This is a genomic window from Stenotrophomonas sp. YJH_SMC_82 (genome assembly GCF_059368875.1).
In genome coordinates, this window is record NZ_JCAFSE010000001.1 from 693266 (window position 1) to 716250 (window position 22985).

Here is a 22985-nt window from a genome sequence, read left to right on the forward strand (position 1 = left end):
ATTGCTCCATGACGGAGCTGCACCTGAAATATTTCAAGGAATCAAGGACGTAACTGCAGATGATTGTCTTCCCGTCGTATCGCTCCACCGCTTCCCGCCGCTCGATCCTCCCCTCACCCCTGGCCTCGGCCATTGTTGGCTCGCTGCTGATGGCCGCCGCTCTGCCGGCGCTGGCCCAGGACAGCAACGCAGACGCCTTGTCGCGTTACCAGTTCCAGCGCAGCCTGCAGGCCGCGTTTGCCGCACCGGTCCTCACCGCTTCGCCGTCGCTGGCCGTCGCCGCCGCCGATGTGGAAGTCGATCCGGAACCCATCATGGGCAAGCCGGGTGATGCCGCCAGCTGGCGCACCACCGAATTCAACAGCGACTGGGGCCTGCAGGCGATCAACGCCGATGTGGCCTACGCACGCGGCCTGACCGGCACCGGCATCCGCCTGGGCGTGTTCGACAGCGGCACCGGCCTGGACCACGACGAGTTCGCCGGCAAGGACCACCGCAGCATCCATCTGTCCGACGTGCTGGCCGATGGCAGCCTGTGCGCGCGCGAAGTGCTGAGTGGCCCGGACGCCTGCTTCGCCAGCGACGGTGACCAGGTGGCCGTGTCCTACCAGCTGCTCGACCCGGACTATGCCGATCTGCTGGAGCGCAATGGCTTCTACGAAGGCCTGAGCTACAACGTGCACGGTACCCACGTGTCGGGCACCATCGCCGCCAACCGTGATGGCCACGGCACCCACGGTGTTGCCTTCGGCGCCGACCTGAGCGTGGCCCGCCTGTTCTCCAACAGCGCCACCTACCTGTCGGTGGTGAATATCGGCGGTTCCCTGTATCTGGACGAACAGACCATCGCCGCCATCCAGGCCGACGATTCGATCTACCCGCAGCTGTATGCGCAGATGAACGAGCAGGGTGTGCGCGCCATCAACCACAGCTGGGGCCTGGCCAACGAGCCGACCACAGCGGAAGACCTGGACATGTACCAGTCGCACCCGGTGTTCGCCGCCAGTCTGGCTGCGATGGCCGAAGGTTCGCGCAGCAGCGGCCTGATCCAGGTATGGGCCGCTGGCAACACCGATTCGCCCAACACTTCGCCGGAAGAAGCGCCGATTGCCGGCATGTATGCCTCGCTGCCGCGCGCCGTCGCCGACGTCGAGCCGTACTGGCTGGCCGTGGTCAACGTCAATCAGGACCTGGAGCTGAGCAACCGCTCGATGCGCTGTGGCCTGGCGGCGAACTGGTGCCTCGCCGCGCCCGGCTCGAACATCAACTCGACCGTGTACGGTCCCGATTCGGTGATCGAAGGTGATTTCTACGATGACAATGGCAACCTGGTGGTGGACATCATCAGCCAGACCCCGTCGTCCGATTACGAGGAACTGAGCGGCACGTCCATGGCCGCCCCGCACGTCACCGGCGCGCTGGGCCTGCTGTTCGAGCGCTTCCCGTACCTGGACAGCGCGCAGGTGCGCGACGTGCTGCTGACCACCGCCACCGACCTGGGTGCTGCAGGCGTGGACGATGTCTACGGCTGGGGCCTGATGAACCTGGCTGCGGCCGTCGAAGGCTACGGCTCGCTGCGCGTGGACACCGAAGTGGTGATGAACCAGAAGGCCGGCGGCCTGAAGGTGTGGGAAGGTGATGCATGGGACGACTGGACCAATGACATCGGCGGCCCGGGCAAACTGACCAAGAGCGGCATCGGCTGGCTGCGCCTGAGCGGCGACAACAGCTTCAACGGCGCGGTGGTGCGCGAAGGCGTGCTGGAACTGGACGGCGTGAACACGCTGACCAGCGCCGTGGACGTGACCGGCGGAACCTTCCTGCTGAACGGCACCCTGCAGAACACAGCGCTGAACAGCCTGGGCGGCAGCAGCCGCATCACCGCCACCGGTGTGCTGGACGGCTCGGACCTGACCGTCACCGGCGGCGTGGTGTCCTTCAACGGCGTGCAGACCGGCGGCAGCACCTTCGTGGGTGAAAAGGGCACGCTGAAGGGCGTGGGCCAGCTGGGAAACACCACCGTGGCCGGCATCATCGCTCCGGGCAACTCCATCGGCACGCTCACCATCAACGGTGACTATGTGCAGACCGCCACTGGCGTGTACCAGGCCGAGGTGGCCCCGGGCAGCCGCAGCGACCAGCTGCACGTGACCGGCACCGCCACCCTGGGCGGCACCCTGGTGGCGCTGCCGGAACCGGGCACCTACTACCTGGGCGAGCAGTTCAACTTCATCCAGGCCGACGGCGGCGTGAACGGTCGGTTCGCCAGCACCGATTTCAGCGCCTTCTCGCCCTTCCTGCAGTTCGGCCTGGCCTACTCCGCCGCCGGCGCGCGCATTGAAGTGACCCGCGGCAACGCGCTGGCTACCGCGGCCACCACCGCCAACCAGTTGGCCGTGGCCACCGTGGTCGACGGTCTGGCGGTCAACCAGGGCCTGCCGCGTCCGCTGACCATGCTGTTCCCGGAACAGGTGGGCAGCGCACTGGACAGCCTCAGCGGCGAACTGCATGCCGCCACCAGCGCGGCCCTGCTGGAAGGCAGCCGCTACGTGCGTGATGCCGCGCTGGCCCGCCGTGCCGGTGCCGCTGCACCGGGTGCCGAAGGCGGCGACGCCACCGGTGTGTGGGTGCAGGCCCTGGCCGGCAGCACCACGCTGGATGGCAACACCAACACCGCCCGCACCGAAGCCAACAGCAACGGCCTGCTGGTCGGTGCCGACCGCGAGTTCGGCGGCTGGCAGGTGGGCGTGCTGGCCGGTACCGGCCGCACCGACGTGAAGCAGGGCGAAGGGCGCCGTGCGAGGTCGAAGGTGGACAACACCCACTTCGGCGCCTACGCCAGCCACAACTGGGGCGGTTTCGGCCTGCGTGGCGGCCTGGCATGGAGCGAACACGATGTGGACAGTACCCGTGAGCTGGCGTTCGCCGGTTACAGCGACACCCTGAGCGCCCGCTACGACGCGCGTACCCGCCAGGCCTTCATCGAAGCAGCCTACCGCTTCGGTGGCCGCGAGGCTGGCCTGGAGCCGTACGTGCAGGTGGCCCGCGTGGAAGTGGACACCAAGCACGTGAACGAGCGTGGCGGTGCTGCGGCCCTGCAGGGTTCGGTGGACGACGTGCGCACCACCCTGGCCACGGCCGGCGTGCGCTTCGACAAGGGCCTGAAGGCCTCGTTCCAGCAGGACAGCTGGTTGCACGTGCGCGGCGCGGTGGCGTACCGCCACGCCAGCGGCGACCGCAACCCGTCGGCCCGCCTGGGCTTTGCCACCGGCGGTGACAGCTTCGTGGTCAACGGTGCACCCATCGCCGACAGCGCGGTGGTGGCCGAACTGGGCCTCTCGGCCTGGCTGACCGCCAAGCAGCAGCTGGAACTGGGCTACAGCGGCCAGTTCGGCGACGAAAGCCGCGACCACGGTGCCAACCTGCGCTGGTCGGTGCGTTTCTAAGCCACCGGCTCCCGCAGGGAAACCAGGAGGGGCGGCCGTTGGGCCGCCCCTTCCCTATTGTGTGGCAGGGCAGGCGCAGCGTTGCCTACAATGGCGCCCCTGCAGAACCGGACCGGGCATGAAGAGCAAACAGGAAATCGTCGACAACTGGCTGCCGCGTTACACCGGCGTTCCGCTGGACCAGTTCGGCCAGCATATCCTGCTGACCAATTTCGGCGGCTACCTGCACACCTTCTCCGCGCTGACCGGCGCCCCGGTCATCGGCCTGGACCGGCCGATGGCCAGCGCCACCATCGATGGCATCACCATGATCAACTTCGGCATGGGCAGCCCCAATGCCGCGATCATCATGGACCTGCTGTCGGCGGTGATGCCCAAGGCGGTGCTGTTCCTGGGCAAGTGCGGTGGCCTGAAGCGCAAGAACCAGCTGGGTGACCTGGTGCTGCCGATCGCAGCGATCCGCGGTGAGGGCACTTCGGGCGACTACCTGCCGCCGGAAGTGCCGGCCTTGCCGGCGTTCGCGCTGCAGCGTGCGGTCTCGACCATGATCCGTGATCTCGGCCACGACTACTGGACCGGTACCGTCTACACCACCAACCGCCGGGTCTGGGAGCACGACGAGGCGTTCAAGGAGCGGCTGCGGGCGATGCGCTGCATGGCCATCGACATGGAAACCGCCACCGTGTTCGCCGCTGGCTTCGCCAACCACATTCCCAGCGGCGCACTGCTGTTGGTGTCGGACCAGCCGATGATCCCCGATGGGGTCAAGACCGAGGCCTCCGATGCCAAGGTCAGCTCCCAGTTCGTGGAAAACCATATCCAGATCGGTATCGAGGCGCTTAAGCTTATCCGGCGCAACGGCAAGTCGGTCCGCCACCTGCGCTTCGACGAATGATGATGATGGCCTGGCGCGGCGCGCCGGCCCTGGGGAGTAGGTGATGGACGTTGCCGCGCACGTGGTGGAATTCTGGAAAGAGGCGGGCCCTGCGAAGTGGTTCGCCCGCGATGATGCGTTCGACGCGCAGTTCCGCCAGTTGTTCCTGGATGAGCATTTCGCAGCCGCCTCGCGCGCGCGCGAACACTGGCTGGGCAGTGCCGAGGGCGCACTGGCGCTGATGCTGCTGCTGGACCAGTTCCCGCGCAACTGCTTCCGCGGTAGCGCCCATTCCTACGCCACCGATGGCCTGGCCCGGCACTACGCCATGCGCGCCATCGAGGAAGGCCTGGACCTGCAGCTGGTGCCCAAGCTGCGCGCCTTCATCTACCTGCCGTTCGAGCACTCCGAGGATCCGCTGGACCAGGACCGCTCGGTGGCGATGTTCGACGTGCTGGGCGACAAGGAATACCTGCAGTACGCCGAGCTGCACCGCGACATCATCCGCCGCTTCGGTCGCTTCCCGCACCGCAACGCCGTGCTGGGTCGCATTCCCTCACCGGAAGAACTGGACTACCTGGCCGAAGGCGGTTTCGCCGGCTAAGAAAAAGGGGACGGAGGGAATTAAGTCGTTTTTGCCACAAACGACTTAATTCCCTCCGTCCCCTTTTTAGGGGGCAGATCGCCTTTCCGCAGGAAAGGGCTCTGACCCCGGGCCTTCAATCAGTACTTCGGCACGCCGTTGTCGACGTCTTCCGACCAGGCGTTGATGCCGCCGGTGACGTTGAACACCTTGGTGAAGCCCAAGGCGCGGAACTGCTCGGCGGCCTGCGCGCTGCGGCCACCGTGGTGGCACATGAAGGCCAGCGCGGTGTCCTTGGGCAGGGCTTCCAGCGCGGCGCGGCCGTTGCCGTCGAAGGTCTTGAACGGCACGCCCACGGCGGCGATTTCACGCTCGTCGGCCGGGCGCACGTCCACCAGGGTGATGTTGCCGGCACGCACCAGGTCGTCGGCATCGCGCACGCTGATTTCCTGCACCGGCTTGGGCGCATTCGGGTTGTCGATGGCCAGGCCCTTGCCGCGGATGTCGTCCACCCAGTCGATGGTGATGCCGTTGGCGCGACGGGCGCTGGCCAGGTCGAACTGCACGCGCAGGCCGTTGGACTCGGCGGCGATGGCGCCTTCGTCGTGCGGGGCCAGCTGGAAGTTCGGCTGGAAACCGGCGTCGATGGACAGCTGCAGAGCAGCGCCCGGGGCATCGGCCAGCGCGCCCTTGAGCATTTCCACGGCCGCCGGGGTGACGGTGATGCTCGGCGGGGTACGGTCCGGCGCGGCCAGGCCCAGCACGCTGCTCAGCTCGCCGCTGGCAGCCATCTGCAGCACGATGTCGCTGCCGCCGATCAGTTCGCCGTCGATGTACAGCTGCGGAATGGTCGGCCAGTCGCCATAGGCCTTGATGCCTTCACGGATTTCCTGGTCGGCCAGCACGTTGACGTGGGCGAACTCGACGCCGAGGTCCTGCAGGGCGCCCACGGCCTTGGCCGAGAAACCGCACTGCGGCATCGACGGCTGGCCCTTCATGAACAGCACGACGCGGTTGGCGTTGAGGATGGATTCGATGCGCGAACGCAGGGCGGGATCGAGGGACATGGACGTCGGGGTTCCGGGAATTCGAATCATCAATTCTACCCCTCATGGCATCATGGGGGATGAGCAACGCAGGAACATTGCATCGCATCCCGACCCGGCCCTGGCGCTGGCTGCCCTGGCTGGTGGCGTCGCAGCTGGCCGTGATCCTGGTCTGGGCCCTGGCCGGCTGGCACTGGGGGCTGCCCGTGATGGTGGCCAGCCACGCACTGTTCCTGGTGCCGGTATTCCTGCCCAACAGCCGCTTCTACGCGCCGGTGCTGAGCCGGATGGGAGAGGCCGGAAACAGCGTCTGGTTGACCATCGATGACGGTCCCGGCCCGGAGACCCGTGCGGTGCTCGACCTGCTGGACCGCTACCAGGCCCGCGCCACCTTCTTCCTGGTGGGCGAGCGTGCGCTGGCACAGCCGGACCTGGTGCAGGAGATCCTGCGCCGCGGCCACGACCTGGGCAACCACAGCCACAGCCATCCGCAGGCGCGCTTCTGGCGGCTGGGCCCGGCAGCGATGCGTGCCGAGATCGAGGGCTGCCAGCATGCGCTGCAGGCGGTAAGCGGCCGCCCGGTGCGCTGGTACCGTTCGGTGGTGGGCATGACCAATCCGTTCGTGGCGCCGGTGCTGAAGGCGCTGGGACTGGTGCGCGTGGGCTGGAGCGCCCGTGGCTACGACGGTGTCGGCTGCACGCCGGAAGGCGTGCTGTCGCGGCTGCTGCCGGACCTGCGCCCGGGCGCCATCGTGCTGCTGCATGAGGGGGCCGCCCACGGCCACAACCTGGCGATCATCGAACGCGTGCTGCAGGCGCTGGACGAGCGGGGGCTGAAGGCGCGGCTGCCGGTTCCGTAACGCCGGGCCCTGGTGGTGTGGAGCAGCCGAGCATGGGCTCGGCGCCACAAGGGTTGGCGATCATCCTGTGGCGCAGCGCCGGCACATGCTGCACTCGGCGCTACAACGCGGGGCGTTCGGCCACCAGCAACCAGCTGTTGAACGGCGTGCGCCCGTGCAGGGGGCGCGGTGCCGTCACTTTCAATCCGGCCTCGGCCAGTGTCGCCTGCAGCACCTGCGGGTCGGGGTAGTGGCGCGGCCGCGTGCCCATCCAGCCGACCAGCCAGGCCAGCCGGTCCGCCACCCGCGTGGTGCGGTCGCGGCCATCGCCGGTGGCCAGTGGCGTGCGCAGCAGCAGGCGGCCGCCGGGAGCGACCCGCATACTGGCCTCACGCAGCAGTGCCTGCTGTGGGCCCGCGTCCAGGTACTGCAGCACATCCAGCAGCAGCACATGCCCGGCCTGCGCCGGCAGCGGCGCCTGCACGTCCAGACAGTCGAAGCGCACAGCGGGCAGGCCGGTGGCGGCACGCTGGGCACGGGCGATCTTGCCGGCATCCACGTCCACGCCCAGGTAGGGCTGGCAGCCACCGCGCTGGCGCAGCACGTGGGCGAACAGGCCCAGCCCGCAGCCCAGGTCCAGCACGGGTTGCCCGTCGCCAGGCAGGTGCTGCAGCACGCCGTCATACAGCGGGTCGCTGCCCAGCTTGCTGCGGGTGTAGTAGTAGTCGCGGCGGCTGGCCCAGGCGTGTGCGGGGCGGAATGCCTCGGCGATCGCGCGGGCCTGCGCGGCGCTCAAGGGTGTGCAGGGCAGGGGCGGGCCGTTCCGTGGCGTGCCATCCATCGGGTCAGTCCGTTCCGCCGAGCAGGTGGGCGGCGACCGGCAGCGCGCGCGCGCTCCACAGCGCGTACATCCGTGCTGAAGGGTGCAGGCCGTCGTCGGCGATCATCGCCGGGTCGCCACCGTGGTCACGGCTGATGTCTGTGATGTCGACGAAGGCCACGCCCTGCTGGGTGCAGATCACTTCAGCGGCCGCGTTGAATTCGTCGGTCTCGATCTCGATCGCGGCCAGGTCACGGCCGCTGCCGATACCGAACGGCGTCGCGCCCCAGTCGGGGAAGGACAGCACCAGCACACGCCCGGGGCGGCCACCGGCAAAGCCGATCGCCCGCTGCAGCAGGGCGTGGAACTGTACGCGGTACTCGTCCAGCGGCCGGCCGCGGTACTGGTTGTTGACGCCGATCAGCAGGCTGACGAAATCGAACGGGCCCTGCGGCGCGGCCGCATCGATGCCGGCGTCCAGCTCGTCGGTGGTCCAGCCGGTGGTGGCGATGGTCTGCGGGTCGGCCAGCGCCACATCCTGCGCACGCAGGGCGGCGGCCAGCTGGTGTGGCCAGCGGCCTTCAACGGCAACGGCTTCTCCGATGGTGTACGAATCGCCCAGCGCCAGGTAGGACAGCGCCACGGCTCAGGCCACCGAACGGCGCGGCTTCAACGGTACGACCTTGGTCGCGTCCTCGGCACGGCGGGCCAGCACGCGGTCGATGCGGGCGAACACATCGCGCATCACCGAGGCTTCCGGCAGCAGGGTCACGCGGAAATGATGGCGGTAGGGCACGTTGAAGCTGGAACCCGGTACCACCAGCACGCCTTCATTGTTCATCAGATCCAGCGCGAAGTTGTGGTCGTCGAAGCCCTTGGCGGCGGCACCGACCACGGCCGGGAACGCGTACAGCGCACCGGCCGGCGCGACCAGCGACAGGTGCTCACTGGCTTCGCAGGCTTCGATCACCGCGCGGCGGGTTTCATACAGGCGGCCGCCCGGGGTGCACAGTTCGGAGATGGTGTCCGGGCCGTTCACTGCGGCCTCGATGGCGTACTGGCCCGGCACGTTGGCGCACAGGCGCAGCGCGCCGAGCAGGTCCAGCGCAGCGCGGAAGTCGCCCAGGCGCGCGTCGTCGCCGCTGAGGTGGGCCCAGCCCACGCGCCAGCCGCAGGCACGGTGCACCTTGCTCAGGCCACTGAAGGTCAGGCACGGGTGGTCGCCGGCCAGCGGCGCGACCGGCTCGAATACCGCATCGTCGTACAGGATCTGGTCGTAGATCTCATCGACCAGCAGCAGCAGGTTGTGGCGGCGCGCGATCTCGACCACGCGCTCGAGCAGTTCACGCGGGTAGCTGGCGCCGCTGGGGTTGTTCGGGTTGATCAGCACGATGGCGCGGGTGCGCGAGGACACCAGCGTCTCGATCTCGCTCGGGTCCGGCTGGAAGCCGTTCTCGGCGGCGCAGCGGTAGTACACCGGGCGGCCATCGTTGAGGATGGTCGAGGCCGACCACAGCGGGTAGTCGGGTGAGGGCACCAGCACTTCGTCGCCCGGGTTGAGCAATGCGCGCAGCGACAGGTCGATCAGTTCGCTGACGCCGTTGCCGACGAACACACGGTCGGGGTGCGCATCCGGTGCGCCACGGCGGGCGTAGTACGCCGCGATGGCTTCGCGTGCGACCGGCAGGCCCTGCTGGTGGGTGTATGGATCGGTGCGGCCCATGTCATCGGCGATCGCGCGCTGCAGGTGCTCGGGCGCGCGGAAACCGAAGTTGCCCGGGTTGCCGATGTTGAGCTTGATCAGCTTGCGGCCCTGCGCCTCCAGCTCCCGGGCTCGCCGCGCCAGTTCTCCGCGGATTTCGTAGCGCACTTCGGAAAGGCGCTCGCGGATGGCCAGGGGCTTGGGCGAGTTGGTGGACATGGGGGCTGGGCCGTCAAAAGGCATGGGGATTCCATCCTACCGGAATTGCTGCAGTGCATGGCAAGGGTGCCGGGCTTGTCATTGCTGGGCTGGCAGGGCGCCGGCGCAGGTAGAATGGCGGCGATGACCCAGACCCCCGATTTCATCGCCCTGCAGACCATCGGTTGGCCCTGGCCGGGCCCGGCGCAGCAGGCCGACTGGCAGGCCGTGATGGCCGCGCACCCGCAGGCCCGCCCGGCGCGGGTGATCGAACAGCACCGCACCCACTACGTGGTGGCCGATGGCCCGGATGCGTCGATCAAGGCCGAATCGCTGCCGGAATGGCAGCGCCCGCGCTTCCCCAGCCACGAGCGGCCTGCAGTGGGCGACTGGGTGCTGCTGGACGGCATCCGCATTGTCGCGCTGCTGCCACGCCGCACCGCGATCAAGCGTGGCGCCGCCGGCGAGCACTACCACCAGCAGGTGATCGCGGCCAACATCGACACGGTGTTCATCGTCTGCGGCCTGGATGCCGACTTCAATCCGCGCCGCATCGAGCGCTACCTGCTGCTGGTCGGCGGTGGTGGTGCAGAACCGGTGGTGGTGCTGACCAAGGCCGACCAGACCGAGTACAGCGAGGATGCGCTGGCGGTGCTGGAAGAGCTGGAGATGCAGGGCATCGCGCTGCATGCGATCAACGGCCTGGATGCCGACAGTGTGGCGGTGCTGCAACCGTGGCTGGGCCCGGGCCGCACGGTGGTGCTGGTCGGTTCCTCCGGTGCCGGCAAATCCACGTTGACCAACACCCTGCTTGGCGAGCAGCGGATGAAGACCAACGCGGTGCGCGCCAACGATTCGCGTGGCCGCCATACCACCACCCACCGCGCGCTGATGCCGTTGCCGACGGGCGCCTGCCTGATCGACACCCCGGGCATGCGCGAGCTGAAGCCGACCGGCGAAGAGACGCTGTCCGAAGGTGGCTTCGCCGACATCGAGGCGCTGGCCGCACAGTGCCGTTTCAACGACTGCAAGCACCAGCAGGAACCAGGCTGTGCGGTGCGGGCGGCGATCGAGGCGGGCGAGATCGAAGAGAGCCGGTTGCTGAACTATTTCAAGCTGAAGGAAGAAGTGGCTGCCGCTGCCGCCAAGCTGGCGGTACGCCAGGCCGAGACCGCGCAGGAGCGCGGCGGCAAGAAAGGCAAGGGCCAGCAGTTCCGCCCGGCAGGCAAGCCGCGTAGGCGGTAACAAGGCAGCCGAGCATGGGCTTGGCTCTACAGCTGGTCCGCGGTGGAGTCATTTCATGTAGCGCCCGAGCCAATGCTCGGGCGGCGGCGCACCGCGCCGGGCACGGCAGGGCGTTATAGTCCGCGCATGGAACCGACTGCGACGCTGGACCGTGATGTGGCCCACCATGCAGCGCTCGATGCGCGCCTGGTCGAGGCCGTGGGAGGCATCCGCCTGCTGGGCCTGACCAGCTGGCCGGCCACGCTGCAGGCACCGTTCCTGGACAGCGTGGCGCGCGGCCAGCCGGTGCTGCCGAAGGTGGATTACCCACGGCTGGACTTCAGCGAAGAACGTCGCGCGCTGGCCGCGATCGCCGCCGACTGCGACGACACTCATCCGCTGGGCCACTACGTGCGGCAGTCAGCGCAGAGCTGGGACCTGGCCGCGCAGCTGCTGGAAGGACTGGGCACCGCCGCCGTTGATACCTGTTCGGTGCAGCTGTTCGGCGCCCCCGAGCAGCCGCTGCCGGGCAATGGCCCGAGCACGCGCGACGCGGCGCGCCACTTCATACAGATTGCCGCCGAACTGGACCACGAACTGCTGGCGCCGGAAGAACAGGTGCCGGTCTCGGCCATCGCCCTGCAGCTGCAGCTGCAGAATGATCTGGATGCGTTCTTCGAATCGCGCATCATCCAGGTGCAGCTGGATCCGGAGCTGGTGTCCAAGGCCGCCGCCGGCCCGACCCGCATCCGCCTGCGCACCAGCGCGCGCTTCAGCGCCTACGACCGCGCGCAGTTGTTCCACCACGAAGCGCTGGTGCATTCGCTGACCGCATTGAATGGCCGCGGCCAGCCGGTACTGCCGAGCCTGGCGTTGTCCTCGCCACGGGTAACGGCGACCCAGGAAGGGTTGGCGACCTTCGCCGAGCAGATCACCGGCAGCATCGACATCGAGCGCCTGAAACGCATCAGCCTGCGTACCGAAGCGATTGCGATGGCACGCGAAGGCGCTGATTTCATCGAAGTGTTCCGCTATTTCTGCGATGCCGGGCAGAACGCGGAAGAGAGTTTCGCCTCGGCCCAGCGCGTGTTCCGTGGCGTGCCGCCGAGTGGCGGCCTGGCCTTCACCAAGGACACGGTGTACCTGCGCGGCCTGGTATCGGTGCATACCTTCTTCCGGCACATGCTGGCCGAGGACCGCCTGCAGGTCTGCCGCTGGTTGTTCGCCGGCAAGATGAGCCTGGCCGATGCGATCGCGTTCGCGCCGCTGTTCGAGGCGGGAATACTGAAGCCACCGCGCTGGCTGCCGCATTGGGTGAGCCGGGCGAACGGCCTGGCCGGCATGCTGGCGTTCTCGCTGTTCGCCAACCGGATACGGATGGACCAGCTGGCGCCGGAATGAAATGCGTTGGCGGATCCTCCTGCGCCTGCCTGCTATCGGCTGGGAGGAGGCGGGGCACCCTGGTCAGGACACGCAAAAGCCCCTCCATGGTGCTCGATGGCGCCATCCATGGCGCCAACGGTCCTGACCAGGGTGCCCCGCCTCCTCCAGACAATTTCCTGCGGGCGCGGCAGCAGGTCCACCAGAGGGATTGCGTTTGAGAAGCTTGAAAAGCAAAGCGCCGGGCAATGCCCGGCTCTTTGCTTTTGCTCTTGCTTTCCATTGCCTCCGCGCCGGCGCTGGGAATTGTCGAGCGCGGGTAGGCAGGCCCATGCAGGACCGTTGGCGCCATGGGCCCGAGGCATGCCTCGGGCGGGTTGGGCAGGACGCCCAACCCCGGTCTTGCCGTGTGCGCAGGACAGCGCACACGAGCAAGGCGCCATCGAGCCCCCAAGGACGGGTTTACGGCGTGTCCTGCATGGGCCTGCCTACCTGCGCCATGCAGGAACAGTCAATGCGCCGCAGCGCCCGCTTCTGACCTAGAACTCCGCCGCCACCGTCATGAACAGCTGCCGCGGTGCGCTCGCATGGATCGCATAGCGCGTGCCCTTCGGATCAGTCGGTGCGAACGAACTCAGCTGGCCGGCGTAGCGCTTGTTGGTCAGGTTGGTCGCGTTCAACGACACCCGCACGTTGCGCAGGCCCAGGCCCGGGCCGAAATCGTAGCCCGCACCGGCGTCGAAGGTGGTCACGCCCGGCACCGACTGGTCGTTGGTGTAGGTGTAGTAGCGCTTGCCGGTGTACTTCGCACGCAGGCTGGCGAAGAAGCCGTCGCGGTTCCAGCTGATCTCGCTGGAGGCCATGCGCTGCGGCGTATCCACCGTGATCTTGCCGGCCACCGGAACGATCGCACCGCCCGAGGTGTAGTCATCCTCGTAGGTGGTCTTGTTCCAGGACAGCGCGTTGTACCACTGCAGGCCATCAATCGGCTTGAGGATGAAAGTCAGTTCCGCGCCATGGCTCTTCACCGAACCGACGTTGATGAAGCGCGTCACGCACTCCGGGCGCGTGCCGACTTCGATGCTCGAACACGGGTTCAGCGACAGCAGGCGGTTGTCGAACTTGACGTTGTATGCAGCGATCGAGGCCTGGTACTTCTCACCGAAAGTGCGGAAGCCGGCTTCCAGGCTCTTGGACTTCTCCGGCTCCAGCCCGGCGCTGGCCGCGAACGATTCCGGCGACACCTGCAGCGGGCCGCCGCTGCCACCGCCGACGAAGGCGGCGATGTTCTCGGCGTAGGAGGCGAACAGCTCGTTGTTGGCGTTGAGCTTGAGGCCCAGGCCTACCTGCGGCAGCACCGATTCCTTGGCGGTCAGTGTGCCCGACGCAATGCGGGTTTCAACGCCGGGCTGCGCGGTGGCGCGCATGCGGGTGTTGGGACTCTTGATGCCCACGTCCACGGTCAGGCGCTGGTCCAGGAAGCGCATGCGGTCCTGCACGTAGAACTGGCGCGTGCGGATGTCGAAGTCCTGGTTGAACAGCAAGCGGTCGGGGTTCTTCAGGTACAGGTCGTCCAGGAACGGGCCGCTGATGTAGTAGAAGTTGCGCGACACGTTATGGTCGTTCTGCTCGTACCACAGGCCGGCTTCCAGCTCGTGGATGCCCACCGTCCACGACAGCGCGGCGGTCAGGCCATCGCGGTTGATCGTGTAGTTGGTGCTGCGGATAGAGATCGGCAGCATCCTGTCGGTACCCGGGTAGGACGGCTGGCCCGGTGCCCACCAGTGGCCCTGGCCACGGTTGTCGTGGTGGTAGGCCAGCAGCTTCAGGCGGCCCTGCTCGCCCAGGCGCAGGTCGGCATCGACCGAGTACAGGTTGTCGTCGCGCAGCGCACGGCTCTGATAGTACGCATCGTCGATGCTGTTGACGCCGCCGCTGAACTTGCAGCGCGCCTTGTTGTAGGTGCCAGGCGCGCAGTACGCGGCGGCGACGGCGCGATCCCAGTCCGGCGCGTAGATGTTCCAGTCATACCCCAGTCCGCGTGCCAGCATGTCCTTGGACAGGTAGGCATAGTTGGCCTGGCTGGCGCGCGAGGTCGCCACGAACGCACCGAAACGGTGGTCGCCAACGTTCCACACTGCCTTGGCATTGAACTGGCGGGTGGTCTGGTTCTGGTACGGCGCGGCCCACATGTCCTGGTCCTGGTGCACGCCGGACACATAGGCCGAGAAGCCGTTGAGGTCGCCGGTGTCCACGCGCAGGTAGCCGCGGCGCTGGTGGTTGTCGCCGACGGTGACGCTGGCGCGGCCACCGAATTCGGTGGACGGATCCATCGAGAAATACTGGATGGTGCCGCCCAGGTTGCTGGTCGAGGCCACGCCCAGCGAACCAATGCCCTGCGACAGTTCGGCGCCGGCCAGGTTCTCGGCGATGATCGCGCGGGCGATGCTCAGGCCGTTGTAATTGCCGTAGCTGTTGTCGCCCAGCGGGATGCCGTCCAGCGTGTAGCCCAGGCGGCTCTTGTCGAAGCCGCGCAGGCTGATGGTCTGCGATTCCTCGTTGGCGCCAAAGGCATCGTTGGACTGCACCGACACGCCCGGAAGGCGATCGAGGATCTTCTGGCCACTGGTGCCCGGCGGCAGCACCTGCTTGTCCACGGCAGTGATGCGCTGCACCTGGCGGGTCTCGCCCTGACCGATCACAGAGACGGTATCCAGCGTCTGCGCGCTCAGCGCGGCATCGGTGCTGGCGCCGGTATCGGCGGTGGTGGCGGCATGGGCGCTGGCAGCGGCGGAGAGCACGATCGCTACGGCGATCGTCAGGTGTCGGGTCTGCATGGTGGTCCGTTGCATGGGGGGTGATCACCGGCACGCGTGCGCGGTGCAGGGCCACTATGCGAACGGAACATGAAACCTTCTTTACGGAAAACCAACGAATGGTGCAGGGCACCCGCGCAGGTCCCGCAGCCGGATGAAAAAAGGGGCCGGATTCCCTTCGCAAGCAAAGGTTCACCGGCCCCGCGCACTCCGTGGGGGAGGCGGTCCACGCGCAGCGTGGAGACTGGCTTACCCCATGTACAGGCCACCGTTGACCGGATAGTCGGCGCCGGTCACGTACGAGGCTTCATCCGAGGCCAGCCAGGCGCACAGGCCGGCCACTTCCTCGGGGCGACCCAGGCGGCGCACCGGCACCGAGGCCGCCAGCCGGTCCAGTACATCCGGCGGGAAGCTGCTGATCGCCTGGCTGGCGATGTAGCCCGGCGAAAGCGTGTTGACGGTGACGCCGCGCGAAGCCACTTCGGCGGCCAGCGCACGGCTGAAGCCATGCATCGCGGCCTTGGCGGTGGCGTAGTTCACCTGGCCGATCTGGCCCTTGTGGGCGCTGACCGAGCCGATGTTGATGATGCGGCCCCAGCCCCGCGTGGCCATGCCGTCGACCACCTGCTTGGTCAGGTTGAACAGCGCATTGAGGTTGGAGGCGATCACCGCGTTCCAGTCCTCCACCGTCATCTGCCGGAACAGCAGGTCGCGGCTGCCGCCGGAGTTGTTGACCAGTACATCGACCTCACCCACTTCGGCGCGGACCTTGGCGAACGCGGCGCTGGTCGAGGCCCAGTCGGTCGCGTTGCCTTCGGAGGCGATGAAGTCGAAGCCCTGTTCGCGCTGCTCGCGCAGCCAGTTGGCCTTGCGCGGCGAGTTCGGCGCGCAGCCGGCAACCACGGTGTGGCCGCTGCGGGCCAGGCTCTGGCAGATGGCAGTGCCGACACTGCCCATTCCACTGGTGACGTAAGCGATTCGAAGCGTCATTGCAGAAGGCTCCTTGGCAAAGGGTCAGGCGGCGAGGGGATACAGGCCGAACAGCAGGCTGCCGATCATCAGCAGCATCGAGATGGCGATGGCCCACTTCAGGGTGAACTTCTGGTGGTCGGCGAATTCGACCTTGGCCAGGCCCACCAGCAGGTAGGTGGACGGCACCAGCGGGCTGAGCAGGTGCACCGGCTGGCCAGCCAGCGAGGCGCGCGCCATTTCCACCGGAGTGATGCCGTAGTTGCCGGCGGCCTCGGACAGGATCGGCAGCACGCCGAAGTAGAACGCGTCGTTGGACATGAAGAAGGTGAACGGCATCGACGCCACCGCGGTGATCACCGCCAGGTACGGGCCCCACGACTCCGGAATCACCGCCAGGAAGCTGTGCGACATCGCTTCGACCATGCCGGTGTTGTTGAGGATGCCGGTGAAGATGCCTGCGGCGAAGATCAGCGACACCACCGACAGCACGTTGCCGGCGTGGTTGACCACGCGGCGGCGCTGCTCGGCCAGGTTCGGGTAGTTGATCACCAGGGCGATGGCGAAGCCGACCATGAACAGCACCGGCATCGGCAGCACGCCGATGATCAGCGCGGTCATCAGCGCCACGGTCAGGGCCAGGTTCACCCACAGCAGCTTCGGCCGCTTGATGTCCTCGGCGTCTTCCACGGTCGGCAGCGGATTGCTGTCGTCCGATACGCTGTTGTCCATCCAGCTGCCGCCCTTGGGCAGGGTCACCACGCCGAGGCGACGGCGTTCCTTCAAGCCCAGGTACCAGGCCAGCAGCAGCACGCCGGCACAGGCGATCACCATCGACGGGATGAGCGGCACGAACACATCGGCCGGGTCCACGTGCAGCGCAGTGGCCGCGCGTGCGGTCGGGCCGCCCCACGGGGTCAGGTTCATCACGCCGCCGGCGAGGATGGTCACGCAGGTCATGTTCAGCGCGTTCATGCCCAGCCGCTGGTACAGCGGCAGCATCGCCGAGACGGTGATCATGTAGGTGGTCGAACCGTCGCCATCGAGCGAGATCAGCATCGCCAGCACGGCGGTGCCAAGCACGATCTTCATCGGATCGCCCTTGACGAAGCGCAGAATCACCCGCACCAGCGGATCGAACAGGCCTGCGTCGATCATCACCCCGAAGTAGAGGATGGCGAACATCAGCATCACGCCGGTCGGCGCGATCTTCTTGATGCCCTCCAGCATCATCTCGTCGATGCCGGCACCGAAGCCACCGATCAGCGCGAACAGGATGGGGATGGTGATCAGGGCGACGAGCGGCGACAGGCGCTTGCTCATGATCAAGTACATGAACGTAATGACCATGCCAAAGCCGAGGATGCTCAGCATCATCTGCGGACTCCTTGCGAAAACAGGACGTGGGGAGTGGAAGGGGCCGGGCGCCGCGCGCCCGGAATGTCAGGCCTAGAAGTCGTACTGCAGGCGGCCGGTGACCGCGCGGGTGCGGTCCACCGTGACCCCGGCCAGGCGGTCGCGGTTGCGGCTTTCGATCACGTTGAGCATGAAGCGCAGGTTGTCGCGCAGGTACCAGTTGCCACCCAGCGTCCACGCCTCAGTGCTGCCACGGCGCAGGTCCGGCGCGCCGTCGAGGTGCTGTGCGCCCCACATCTGGTCGTAGCGCAGCGCCACTTCGAATGCACCGGCCTTGTGGCGGATGTCCTTCACCCGCGCGAAGCGCCCGGTCTTGCGGTCATAGGCGCGGCTTTCGCCGGTGACGAACCAGCTGAGCATGCCGTAGGCGGCCATCACGTCGCCGCGCTGGGCGCCGTCATCGAAGGTGGCGCCACTGAACTCGCCCTGCCACGACAGCGGGCCGCGCACCTGCGCGTATTCCAGCGACCACTTGTTGACGTCGGTATCGCGGCCGGCGGAGAAGTCGACCAGGGTCAGGCGGCTCTCGTCGGACAGGTGGCCGGCCGGGCGCGGACGGATGCGCAGGCCGGGCACGCCATTGGCGCCGGGGTTGTCGTACGCCTCGCGGGCCAGCGACAGGCCCAGGTGCAGCACGTCGCCGTCGCTGGGCGAGGGCGCCCAGGTGATGCGACCACCCGCCGCGCGACCCTTCACCTGCCAGGCGTCGATGCTCTCCAGGCTGTAGAGGCTGGCCGCCCAGGTGAAGTCGCCCGGGTTGGCCTGCCAGGACGCACCCAGGCGGTACAGCGGCGCCAGCGTGGTGCCGGCGTTGCCGCGCTCCAGGAAGCTGCCGTAGTTGGAGCTGGTACGGTCATCCAGCGAGAAATACTGCTTGAACTGGCCCACGGTCAGCTTGCCCGCCTTGCCGAAGCTGCGGGCCAGGTAGACATCCTTGGCCTCGACGCGGTCGCCGGAGAAGTCGGCTTCCAGCTTGTAGTCGACCACGAAGAACTTGCCGGACACATCGACCCATGCACGGCGGATCTCGGTGTCATCCTTGTTCGGCGTTCCGCGGTTGTCGTTGTCGAAGGTGGCGAAGTCCAGGTGCAGGCGGCCCCCCAGGGTGGCGGTGACCGGACGGTCGTCTTCGGCGGCGAAGGCCGGCACCGACAGGACAGCCAGCGCCATCATGGCGGCAGGACGCCGCCAGGCAAACGTGAATTCCACAAACCCTCCCAGGTGCGCGCCAGGCGCGCGGCAATCGTGGGCACCGGACGGTGCGCGGCCGCAGTCTGGGTCGGGCAAGCTGTCATCGTCCTGTCAACGGATTGTGCGGTGCAGCGAAAAGCAGGCCGCTGGGCTCGCCGTGCCGCGCCCGGCGAGCCCAGCGGCGGCATGCGGTAGCATTCGGTTCCCCTCCCACCCGTGTGCCCATGCGCCTGCTGCTGGTCGAAGACAATCCGGATCTGGCCGATGCGATCATCCGCCGGATGCGCCGCAGCGGGCACGCCGTGGACTGGCAGGCCGATGGCCTGGCCGCTGCCAGCGTGCTGCGCTACCAGAGCTTCGACCTGGTGGTGCTGGACATCGGCCTGCCCAAGCTCGATGGCCTGCGCGTGCTGGCCGGCATGCGCGAGCGCGGTGACAGCACGCCGGTGCTGATGCTGACCGCGCGTGACGGCATCGAAGATCGCGTGCAGGCGCTGGATGTGGGGGCCGACGACTACCTGGGCAAGCCGTTTGATTTCCGCGAGTTCGAAGCGCGCTGCCGCGTGCTGCTGCGGCGTGCGCGCGGCCAGGCCAGCGAAGTGGTGCAGATTGGCGGCTTCCAGTTCGACAACGCGGCGCACCGGGTCAGCCTCGACGGGGAGCCGATCGAACTGCCCAATCGCGAGTACCGCCTGCTGGAGATCCTGGTCGGCCGTCTTGGCCAGGTGGTCGGCAAGGACGAGATCGGCAACGGCCTGTTTGGTTTCGATGACGAAGCGGGCCCGAATGCCATCGAGTTGTACGTTGGTCGCCTGAGAAAGAAGCTGGCGGGCGCGCCGCTGCGCATCACCACGGTGCGTGGCGTCGGTTACCTGCTGGAAGCCAGCGATACCCATGCCGACGCCGATGGCTGACACGCGTGCTGCGACTGCGGCGCCGGGTTCGCTGCGGCGCACGCTGCTGCTCTACCTCGGCGTGCTGCTGGCGGTGTTCGCGGTGGCCCTGCTGTTCGCCGCACGCGATTACGGCCAGCGCGCCGCCAACCGATCCTACGATCACCTGCTGGTGTCCTCGGCGCTGTCCATCGCCGATTCGGTGGCCCTGGTCGACGGCCAGTGGCAGGTCGATCTGCCCTATGCGGCGCTGGACCTGCTGGCGATGGCGCCGGAGGACCGCGTGTTCTACCGGGTGGCCGACAGCCGCGGCACGCTGATCACCGGCTACGGTGATCTGCCGACACCGCCGCGCAGGCCCGGTACCCAGCCGCAGCTGTTCGACGCCCCCTACAGCGGCGAAACCGTGCGCTTCGTGGTGGTCGGCCGCAGTTTCGCCGCGGCCTCCGCGCAGGGCGAGGTGCAGGTGCAGGTGGGCCAGACCCGGCGCGCGCGCGAAGCCGTTGCGCAGGACATGGTCAATCGTGCATTGCTGGCGATCGGTGTGTTGTCCGGGCTGCTGCTGGCGCTGGTGGCGTTCGGCGTGCATCGTGCGTTCCGGCCGCTGGTGCGGGTGGAGCGCGAGCTGTCGCGCCGCGAGCCGTCCGACCTGAAGCCGCTCGATGCCCGCGTGCCACGCGAGATGGACCAGATGGTGGCCGCGTTGAACCGCTTCATGGAGCGCCTGTCCAGCAGCAACGAGACACTGCGCGCGTTCATGGCCGAGGCCGCACACCAGATGCGCACGCCACTGGCGGCATTGCGAGCTCAGGCGCAGTTGGCGCTGGATGATGACGATCCGGAGGACATGCGACGCAGCCTGCAGGCGATCGAGCGCAACGCCACGCATATGAGCCGGCTGCTCAACCAGCTGCTCAGCGATGCCAGCGTGATCCATCGTTCGCACCTGCAGCGCTTTGCGGCGGTGGATCTGGCCGAGACCGTGCACCAGGCGTTGCATGAAGCACTGCCGCAGGCAAGCCCGGCACCGCGCGTGCAACTGGCGATGACTGCCGAGCCGGTGCAGGTGCATGGCGACGCGCTGCTGCTGCGCGAGGCAATCAAGAACCTGGTCGACAACGCGTTGAAGTACGGCGGCGACGGCCCGTTGCAGATCGCGCTGACCGTGGAAAGCGGGCAGGCCGTGCTGACCATCGCCGACCATGGCGCAGGCATCGCGGCTGCCGATGCCGAACGCGTATTCGAGCGCTTCGCGCGTGGCGAAGGCGCGCCATCCGGCGGTGCCGGGCTGGGCCTGGCCATCGTCAAGCGGGTGGTCGACAGCCACGGCGGCCGCATCGACCTCAGCAACCGCCCGCAGGGCGGGCTGATCGCCACCATCCGCCTGCCACGGAGCAGTCCATGATCCGCCTGTTTGCCACGGCCGTTGCCCTGCTGCTGGCCCTGCCGGTGCTGGCCGCGCCCGGCGATGTGCGTCGTTTTCCCGCACAGGGGGCGGCCACCGCGCAGCTGCGCATTCACGGCACTACCGACATCGAAGTGTTCGCGGTGGTGATTGCCGATTACCAGCGGCTGCACCCGGGCACCGAGGTGGTGTACGAGGACATCATCACCCAGGACCTGTACGCGCGTTACCTGCACGACCGCGGTGGGCCGGCATCGCCGGACCTGCTGATCTCCAGCGGCATGGACCTGCAGACCAAGCTGGTCAACGATGGCCACGCGCTGCCACATCGCTCGGCGCTGACCGCTGCGCTGCCAGCCTGGGCGCAGTGGCGCAACGAGGCCTTCGGCATCAGCTACGAGCCGGTGGTGATGGTCTACAACACCCGCGCAATGCCTTCGGCAAAGGTGCCGCACACGCGCCGCCAGCTGCTGGACCGGCTGCGTGCCGAAGGTGCACCGCTGCGCGGCAGGGTCGGCACCTATGACATCGAGCGCAGCAGTGTCGGCTACCTGCTGGCAACCCAGGATGCGCAGCGCGGCAGCATCGCCGGCGCGCTGCTGGGGGCGCTCGGCGACAACGACGTAGTGCGCGAAGAGCGCACCGGCGTGCTGCTGGACAAGGTGGCCAGCGGCGAGCTGTCGCTGGTCTACAACGTGCTTGGTTCCTATGCGCAGGCACGTGTCGATGCCGGCGCGCCACTGGCCATCGTCGAGCCTGAGGACTACACGCTGGTGGTGCTGCGCACCGCGGTGATTCCGCGTACCGGCCCACACCCGGAAGAAGCGCGGCGCTTCCTCGACTACCTGCTGTCGCCCCGTGGCCAGCAGGTGCTGTCGCGCGAGGCGCGGCTGATGCCGATCGTGACCGGCAACGCACGTGGCGGCGATGCGCCCGGCCGCAGCCGGCGTCCGATCCAGCTCGGCCCGGGCCTGCTGGTGTACCTGGATGCGCTCAAGCGCCGCCAGTTCCTCGATGCCTGGCGCAGCAGCGTCGAGCCGGCGGGGCGCTGAGGCTCCGGCCTGCCCGTACAATGGCGGCATGAGCGAATACACCATCCTGATCGCCGACGACCACCCGCTGCTGCGTTCGGCGGTGGTGCAGTCCTTGCGGCAGAGCCTGCCGCTGGCGCAGGTGCGCGAGGTGGCCAGTGCCGATGCGCTGGCCGAGGCGCTCGACGCACAGCCGGACGTGGACCTGGTGCTGCTCGACCTGACCATGCCCGGCGCGCACGGTTTTTCCGCGCTGCTGCACGTGCGCGGCTCGCATCCGGACATCCCGGTGGTGATCCTTTCCTCCAACGACCATCCGCGGGTGATCCGCCGTGCCCAGCAGTTCGGCGCCGCCGGTTTCATCCCGAAGTCCGCGCCGGCCGAGACCATCGGCGAGGCCGTGCAGGCAGTACTCGATGGCGGCCTGTGGTTCCCGGCGATGGCCGCCGAGCGTTCCGAGGCCGATGCACTACTGGCCAGCCGCCTGGCCCAGCTGACCCCGCAGCAGTTCCGTGTGCTGCTCTGCCTGGCCGACGGCCTGCTCAACAAGCAGATCGCCTACACCCTGGGGCTGGCCGAGAACACGGTGAAGGTGCACGTCACCGCCATCCTGAAGAAGCTCGAGTGCCACAGCCGCACACAGGCGGCGGTGCTGGTGAAGGCGCTGGAGCCCGAGGGCGACGCCGGCATCGGGCTGTAGTTTCCAGCCAACGGCGCAGCCCCTCGTGGGTGGACACGTAGAGCAGTTCATGGGTGAGGCCGGGCAGATGGACTGCACAGGGGCCGCTGCAAGTACATCCATGTAAGCTCGGTCGCCGCATCCATGCGGCTCACGCCCCTGCGCAGCCCACCTACCCGGCCACGGACAGGTTCCGTGCGCATCCATCCACGGAAGAGAAAAGAAGATCCAAAGCAAAGGCAGCCTGACAGGCCGCTTTTTGCAGAGCCGAGCCCACGCTCGGCTGCTTTCTGGCCGGTCCGTGAAGCCGAGCATGGGCTCGGCTCTACACGAGCAAGCGCAGCGCGCGACCCGCTTTTGATCTTATTTTCTTCTCCGTGGGTGCAGGCCACCGAAATCTGTCGGAGGCCGGTCGGGTTGGGTGCGCGGGGGTGTCAGCCGCATGGGCCCGAGGCATGCCTCGGGCGGGTTGG

Annotated in this window: 18 protein-coding genes; 10 read left to right on the top strand and 8 right to left on the bottom strand. The window is 67.8% G+C overall.

The annotated features are described in order from the left end of the window. Positions 1-59 precede the first annotated feature (59 nt). The 3 genes from AC5P53_RS03185 to AC5P53_RS03195 all read left to right on the top strand — a co-directional run bounded on the left by AC5P53_RS03185 (position 60) and on the right by AC5P53_RS03195 (position 4924). Positions 60-3446 carry an autotransporter domain-containing protein gene (locus AC5P53_RS03185; protein WP_495227108.1) on the top strand — a complete coding sequence of 1129 codons (3387 nt, stop codon included), beginning with the start codon at positions 60-62 and terminating at the stop codon, positions 3444-3446. Positions 3447-3564: 118 nt separating this feature from the next. Then, positions 3565-4341: an AMP nucleosidase gene (locus tag AC5P53_RS03190; protein WP_005419211.1), complete on the top strand. Its 777-nt coding sequence runs from the start codon at positions 3565-3567 to the stop codon at positions 4339-4341. A 43-nt stretch (positions 4342-4384) separates the two neighbouring features. Next, positions 4385-4924 (top strand): DUF924 family protein, encoded by a 540-nt coding sequence (locus tag AC5P53_RS03195; protein ID WP_014648372.1) that lies wholly within the window; start codon positions 4385-4387, stop codon positions 4922-4924. A 119-nt stretch (positions 4925-5043) separates the two neighbouring features. Here AC5P53_RS03195 and grxD read toward each other — a convergent pair whose 3' ends face one another. Then, the gene (gene grxD / locus AC5P53_RS03200; protein WP_049440649.1) at positions 5044-5970 is read right to left on the bottom strand and encodes a Grx4 family monothiol glutaredoxin; all 927 of its coding nucleotides are present in this window, start codon (positions 5968-5970) and stop codon (positions 5044-5046) included. A 59-nt stretch (positions 5971-6029) separates the two neighbouring features. On the opposite strand from grxD, the gene AC5P53_RS03205 reads away from it, so the two are divergent. After that, positions 6030-6809 (top strand): polysaccharide deacetylase family protein, encoded by a 780-nt coding sequence (locus AC5P53_RS03205; RefSeq protein ID WP_049440647.1) that lies wholly within the window; start codon positions 6030-6032, stop codon positions 6807-6809. Positions 6810-6909: 100 nt separating this feature from the next. On the opposite strand, the gene AC5P53_RS03210 is transcribed toward AC5P53_RS03205, so the two are convergent. The 3 genes from AC5P53_RS03210 to AC5P53_RS03220 are packed head-to-tail and all read right to left on the bottom strand — an operon-like array spanning position 6910 to position 9529. Further along, positions 6910-7629 (bottom strand): class I SAM-dependent methyltransferase, encoded by a 720-nt coding sequence (locus AC5P53_RS03210; protein WP_134809270.1) that lies wholly within the window; start codon positions 7627-7629, stop codon positions 6910-6912. Positions 7630-7633: 4 nt separating this feature from the next. Further along, on the bottom strand, positions 7634-8251 hold the full coding sequence (locus AC5P53_RS03215) for an SGNH/GDSL hydrolase family protein (protein ID WP_032956572.1): 618 nt from the start codon (positions 8249-8251) through the stop codon (positions 7634-7636). Between the two features lie 3 nt (positions 8252-8254). Continuing rightward, a complete protein-coding gene (locus AC5P53_RS03220; RefSeq protein ID WP_227864568.1) occupies positions 8255-9529 on the bottom strand; it encodes a pyridoxal phosphate-dependent aminotransferase in 1275 nt (424 codons plus the stop codon). Positions 9530-9643: 114 nt separating this feature from the next. Between AC5P53_RS03220 and rsgA the strand changes: the two genes are divergently transcribed. Together rsgA and AC5P53_RS03230 are read left to right on the top strand one after the other, a co-directional pair. Further along, positions 9644-10753 carry a ribosome small subunit-dependent GTPase A gene (gene rsgA / locus AC5P53_RS03225; RefSeq protein WP_032956568.1) on the top strand — a complete coding sequence of 370 codons (1110 nt, stop codon included), beginning with the start codon at positions 9644-9646 and terminating at the stop codon, positions 10751-10753. A gap of 126 nt (positions 10754-10879) precedes the next feature. Next, positions 10880-12133 carry a flavohemoglobin expression-modulating QEGLA motif protein gene (locus AC5P53_RS03230; RefSeq protein ID WP_053495753.1) on the top strand — a complete coding sequence of 418 codons (1254 nt, stop codon included), beginning with the start codon at positions 10880-10882 and terminating at the stop codon, positions 12131-12133. A 518-nt stretch (positions 12134-12651) separates the two neighbouring features. Here the strand turns inward: AC5P53_RS03230 and AC5P53_RS03235 are convergent. The 4 genes from AC5P53_RS03235 to AC5P53_RS03250 form a co-directional block, all read right to left on the bottom strand. Then, positions 12652-14949, bottom strand: a complete 2298-nt coding sequence (locus AC5P53_RS03235; RefSeq protein ID WP_126411349.1) for a TonB-dependent receptor — start codon at positions 14947-14949, stop codon at positions 12652-12654. Between the two features lie 228 nt (positions 14950-15177). Continuing rightward, a complete protein-coding gene (phbB, locus tag AC5P53_RS03240; RefSeq protein WP_005419193.1) occupies positions 15178-15918 on the bottom strand; it encodes an acetoacetyl-CoA reductase in 741 nt (246 codons plus the stop codon). Between the two features lie 24 nt (positions 15919-15942). Next, positions 15943-17271 (bottom strand): CitMHS family transporter, encoded by a 1329-nt coding sequence (locus AC5P53_RS03245; RefSeq protein ID WP_005419191.1) that lies wholly within the window; start codon positions 17269-17271, stop codon positions 15943-15945. 75 nt (positions 17272-17346) lie between these two features. Continuing rightward, on the bottom strand, positions 17347-18486 hold the full coding sequence (locus tag AC5P53_RS03250) for an OprO/OprP family phosphate-selective porin (protein ID WP_053496099.1): 1140 nt from the start codon (positions 18484-18486) through the stop codon (positions 17347-17349). A 242-nt stretch (positions 18487-18728) separates the two neighbouring features. On the opposite strand from AC5P53_RS03250, the gene AC5P53_RS03255 reads away from it, so the two are divergent. Genes AC5P53_RS03255 through AC5P53_RS03270 form a run of 4 tightly spaced genes read left to right on the top strand, consistent with a single transcriptional unit; the run spans position 18729 to position 22533 of the window. Beyond that, on the top strand, positions 18729-19418 hold the full coding sequence (locus tag AC5P53_RS03255; RefSeq protein ID WP_005419188.1) for a response regulator transcription factor: 690 nt from the start codon (positions 18729-18731) through the stop codon (positions 19416-19418). Next, positions 19411-20802, top strand: a complete 1392-nt coding sequence (locus tag AC5P53_RS03260; protein ID WP_014648362.1) for a sensor histidine kinase — start codon at positions 19411-19413, stop codon at positions 20800-20802. Before AC5P53_RS03255 ends, AC5P53_RS03260 begins: the two co-directional genes overlap by 8 nt. Continuing rightward, entirely contained in the window at positions 20799-21854 is a 1056-nt protein-coding gene (locus AC5P53_RS03265) for an ABC transporter substrate-binding protein (protein WP_032956561.1), read from the top strand. The genes AC5P53_RS03260 and AC5P53_RS03265 overlap by 4 nt, the downstream gene beginning before the upstream one ends. A 28-nt stretch (positions 21855-21882) precedes the next feature. Then, positions 21883-22533, top strand: coding sequence for a response regulator (locus AC5P53_RS03270; RefSeq protein WP_014648360.1), 651 nt, complete (start codon positions 21883-21885; stop codon positions 22531-22533). Positions 22534-22985: the final 452 nt, after the last annotated feature.

What these genes read in the sequence shown, in the direction of transcription:
- AC5P53_RS03185 (WP_495227108.1), top strand. Translation starts at nt 60, where the DNA reads ATGATTGTCTTCCCGTCGTATCGCTCCACCGCTTCCCGCCGCTCGATC.
- AC5P53_RS03190 (WP_005419211.1), top strand. Translation starts at nt 3,565, where the DNA reads ATGAAGAGCAAACAGGAAATCGTCGACAACTGGCTGCCGCGTTACACC.
- AC5P53_RS03195 (WP_014648372.1), top strand. Translation starts at nt 4,385, where the DNA reads ATGGACGTTGCCGCGCACGTGGTGGAATTCTGGAAAGAGGCGGGCCCT.
- grxD (WP_049440649.1), bottom strand. Translation starts at nt 5,970, where the DNA reads ATGTCCCTCGATCCCGCCCTGCGTTCGCGCATCGAATCCATCCTCAAC.
- AC5P53_RS03205 (WP_049440647.1), top strand. Translation starts at nt 6,030, where the DNA reads ATGAGCAACGCAGGAACATTGCATCGCATCCCGACCCGGCCCTGGCGC.
- AC5P53_RS03210 (WP_134809270.1), bottom strand. Translation starts at nt 7,629, where the DNA reads ATGGATGGCACGCCACGGAACGGCCCGCCCCTGCCCTGCACACCCTTG.
- AC5P53_RS03220 (WP_227864568.1), bottom strand. Translation starts at nt 9,529, where the DNA reads ATGTCCACCAACTCGCCCAAGCCCCTGGCCATCCGCGAGCGCCTTTCC.
- rsgA (WP_032956568.1), top strand. Translation starts at nt 9,644, where the DNA reads ATGGCGGCGATGACCCAGACCCCCGATTTCATCGCCCTGCAGACCATC.
- AC5P53_RS03230 (WP_053495753.1), top strand. Translation starts at nt 10,880, where the DNA reads ATGGAACCGACTGCGACGCTGGACCGTGATGTGGCCCACCATGCAGCG.
- AC5P53_RS03235 (WP_126411349.1), bottom strand. Translation starts at nt 14,949, where the DNA reads ATGCAGACCCGACACCTGACGATCGCCGTAGCGATCGTGCTCTCCGCC.
- phbB (WP_005419193.1), bottom strand. Translation starts at nt 15,918, where the DNA reads ATGACGCTTCGAATCGCTTACGTCACCAGTGGAATGGGCAGTGTCGGC.
- AC5P53_RS03245 (WP_005419191.1), bottom strand. Translation starts at nt 17,271, where the DNA reads ATGCTGAGCATCCTCGGCTTTGGCATGGTCATTACGTTCATGTACTTG.
- AC5P53_RS03250 (WP_053496099.1), bottom strand. Translation starts at nt 18,486, where the DNA reads ATGATGGCGCTGGCTGTCCTGTCGGTGCCGGCCTTCGCCGCCGAAGAC.
- AC5P53_RS03255 (WP_005419188.1), top strand. Translation starts at nt 18,729, where the DNA reads ATGCGCCTGCTGCTGGTCGAAGACAATCCGGATCTGGCCGATGCGATC.
- AC5P53_RS03260 (WP_014648362.1), top strand. Translation starts at nt 19,411, where the DNA reads ATGGCTGACACGCGTGCTGCGACTGCGGCGCCGGGTTCGCTGCGGCGC.
- AC5P53_RS03265 (WP_032956561.1), top strand. Translation starts at nt 20,799, where the DNA reads ATGATCCGCCTGTTTGCCACGGCCGTTGCCCTGCTGCTGGCCCTGCCG.
- AC5P53_RS03270 (WP_014648360.1), top strand. Translation starts at nt 21,883, where the DNA reads ATGAGCGAATACACCATCCTGATCGCCGACGACCACCCGCTGCTGCGT.